Annotated in this window: 1 protein-coding gene; it reads left to right on the forward strand. The window is 67.9% G+C overall.

What is annotated here, in order from left to right; genetic code table 11:
* Positions 1 to 3,650, forward strand: a 3,650-nt coding sequence (locus Q8S38_RS17640) for a glycosyltransferase family 2 protein (RefSeq protein WP_465247600.1), incomplete at both ends; no start/stop codon positions are given.

Consider the following 3,650-nt stretch of genomic DNA (forward strand, 5'->3'; position numbering starts at 1 on the left):
CCGGGGCAGCGCATCGTGCCGGCCGAGGCCTGGCTGCTCGACAACTTCTATCTGATCGAGCAGCAGATCGGGCTGGCACGGCGGCATCTGCCGCGCGGCTACAGCCGGCAGCTGCCGCGGCTGGCCGAAGGCCCCCTGGCCGGATTCCCGCGCATCTACGACCTGGCACTGGAGCTGATTTCCCACATGGACGGCCGGGTCGACAGCGACAACGCCACCCAGTTCATCGCCGCCTACCAGACCCTCGACCCCTTGAAGCTGGGCGAACTGTGGGCTTTCCCCATCATGCTGCAGCTGGCGCTGCTGGAAAACCTGCGCCGCGTCGGTGTGCGCATCGCCCAGCGGCGCGAGGAACGCGATGCGGCCATCTCCTGGGCAGACCGCATGCTCGCCACGGCCGAAAGCGATCCCAAACAGCTGATCCAGTTACTGGCCGAGTTTGCTCATGCCGATGTGCCGCTGACCGCACCGTTCGTCGAGGAGTTCTACGACCGGCTGCAGGCGCAGGGGCCCGCCATGGCCTTCGTCCAGACCTGGGTAGAGCAGAAACTGCTGGAACAGGGCGTGACCGCAACCGAATTGTCGGAGACGGCCGGACGCGTTGCCGCGGCCAATCAGATTTCCATCGCCAACAGCATCGGCAGCCTGCGCTTCATCGGCGCGATGGACTGGAAGCTGTTCGTCGAATCGCTCAGCGTCGTCGAGCAGACCCTGCGCGAAGACCTGCTGGACAGCTACGCGCACCAGGACTTTGCCACCCGCGACCGCTACCGTCACGTGGTCGAGGACGTGGCGCGTCGCAGCCGCGCAAGCGAAGGGGCGGTGGCGCGCGCAGCCATCACCCTCGCGCAGGCCGCGGCCGCGCAACACGGACCGGAGGCGCGCAGCGCGCACGTCGGCTACTACCTGATCGATCACGGCCGCCCGCAACTGGAACACGCGGTCGGCTGCCGGCTGCCGTTGAAATCCCGCATCAGCCGCGCCGGTCGTCATCTGCGCCTGTTCGGCTATCTCGGCCCCATCGCGCTGTTCACCGCAGGCATCGTCGCCGTCGTACTGTCGGCGCTCGGTGGAATCGACCTGCACGATTCACGCGGGTGGCTGCTGGCGCTGCCGCTGCTGATCGCCGCATCCGCGCTGGGCGCCTCGCTGGTGAATCTGCTGGTCACGCTGGTGATGCCGCCGCGCGCGCTGCCACGCCTGGATTTTTCGCACGGCATCCCGGAGCGCCACCGCACCATGGTGATCGTCCCGACCTTGCTGACCCGGCCCGAGGACGTCGACACCCTGCTCGAAGCGATGGAGATCCGCTATCTCGGCAACCGCGATCCCAACCTGTTCTTTGCGCTGCTGACGGATTTTGCCGATGCGCCCGAGGAGGCGCTGCCGGGCGACGCCGCGCTGCTCGATCATGCGCGCGCCGCAGTCGAGGCGCTCAACGCAAGCTACCGCGACGACCGTCCCTGCATCTTCTATCTGTTCCACCGGCCGCGGCTGTGGAATCCGTTTGAACGCGTCTGGATGGGCTACGAGCGCAAGCGCGGCAAGCTGGAGCAGTTCAATGCCCGGCTTCGCGGACAAGCTCACGCGGCGTTCTCGGACATCGTCGGCGATCTCTCGCTACTCGAATCCATCCAGTACGTCATCACGCTGGACACCGACACGCAGTTGCCGCGCGACGCGGGCCACACGCTGGTCGGCAACCTCGCGCACCCGCTCAACCGGCCGGTCTACGATGCGCGCAAGGGCCGCATCGTCGAAGGCTACGCAATCCTGCAGCCGCGCGCCTCGATCAGCCTGACCAGCGCCGGCCAGTCGCGCTTCACCCGGCTGTTCGCAGGCGACTCGGGCCTCGACCCCTATACGCGCGAAGTGTCGGACGTCTACCAGGACGTGTTCGGCGAAGGCTCCTTCGTCGGCAAGGGCATCTATGACGTCGACGCGTTTCGCCAGGCGGTCGACGGCCGCTTTCCGGAGAACCTGATCCTCAGCCACGACCTGCTGGAAAGCGGGTATGCCCGTTCGGCGCTGGTGACCGACGTCGAACTGATCGAGGAACATCCGGCCAGCGTATCGAGCGAGGCCAGCCGCCGCCACCGCTGGATACGCGGCGACTGGCAGCTGGCCGGCTGGCTGCTGCCGTGGGTCCCAGGTCCGTCCAATGGGACGAAGGCGAAGCGGCAGGCCAATCCACTGTCGGCACTGTCGTGGTGGAAACTGTTCGACAACCTGCGCCGCAGCCTGGTGGCGCCTGCGCTGCTGATCCTGCTGGCAGGCGGCTGGCTGCTGGGCCCGGGGCCCGCGTGGCTGTGGACCCTGCTGGTGGTGACGGTGGTGTTTCTGCCTTCTGTGCTGTCCAGCCTGATCGAGCTGGTGCGCAAGCCGGATGAACGCGACTGGCTGGTGCACCTGAATCTGACCGCAAAATCCGCCGGCCGCCCGCTGATGCTCGCACTGCTGAACCTCGCCTTCCTGCCCTACGACACGCGGATCGCCCTCGGCGCAATCCTGCGCTCGGGCGTGCGCATGCTGTTCACGCGACGCGGCCTGTTGCTGTGGCAGCTGCCCGCCTACGCACGCCGCAACGCACGGCGATCGCTGGGCGATTTTTTCCGCGAAATGTGGAGTGCGCCGCTGCTCGCACTGGTGCTCACGCTGGCACTCGCCGCCGCACTGCCGCTGTCCGCACCCGCGTGGCTCGCCGCAGCGCCGTTGCTCCTGTTGTGGCTGCTGTCGCCCGTCGCCGGCTGGTGGATCAGCCGCCCGCTGGCTGCGCCCGTCCCCGGCCTGAGCGCAGACCAGGAGGCCTTCCTGCGCAGCGCGGCCCGCCGCACCTGGCGCTACTTTGCCGACTTCGTCGGCCCCGCGGACAACTGGCTGCCGCCCGACAACTTCCAGCAAAAACCGGCGCCGGCGATCGCCTCGCGCACCTCGCCCACCAACATCGGCATGTCGCTGCTGGCCGACTTGGCAGCGGTCGATTTCGGCTATCTCACGGTGGGCGAATGCCTGCAGCGCATCGACAACACGCTGGCCTCGATGGAGAAGCTGGAACGCTACCGCGGCCATTTCTACAACTGGTACGACACCCGCACCCTGCAGCCGCTGCACCCGCAGTACGTGTCGTCGGTGGACAGCGGCAACCTGGCCGGCAGCCTGCTCACCCTGCAGGCGGGACTGGCCGAACTCAAGACCCAGCCGGTGCTGGCGGCGCTCGCCCTGCAGGGACTGCAGGACACACTGACGGTGCTGGCCGAACAACTGCCCAGCGCCCCCGCGCCCGAGCTGGCGAAAAAAATCGCCCTGCTGCAGGACAGCCTGCACGGTCTGCTGCAGGATGGACCGCCACAGACGCCAGAGGCCGCCACCCGCGTACTCGAGAAAATCCAGCGCATCGGCGGCACGCTGGCCGAAGCGGTGCCGACCGAAACCGGCATCGAAGACGAACTGTATTACTGGGCGCGCGCCTTCGACCTGCAGGTGCGTGCGCTGCGCGACGAGCTGGCCACGCTGGTGCCGGGCGCCTGGCAGGGCAGCGCGATGCCAACCCGGATCGAACTGGCCGGCGCCGGCACCCCCGCACAGGCACAGATCGAGCGCATCGATGCGCTGATCCTGCGCTGCCGCGCGCTGGCGGCAATGGATTTCGA

It is taken from the genome of Allobosea sp. (assembly GCF_030695125.1).
GTDB lineage: Bacteria > Pseudomonadota > Alphaproteobacteria > Rhizobiales > Beijerinckiaceae > Allobosea.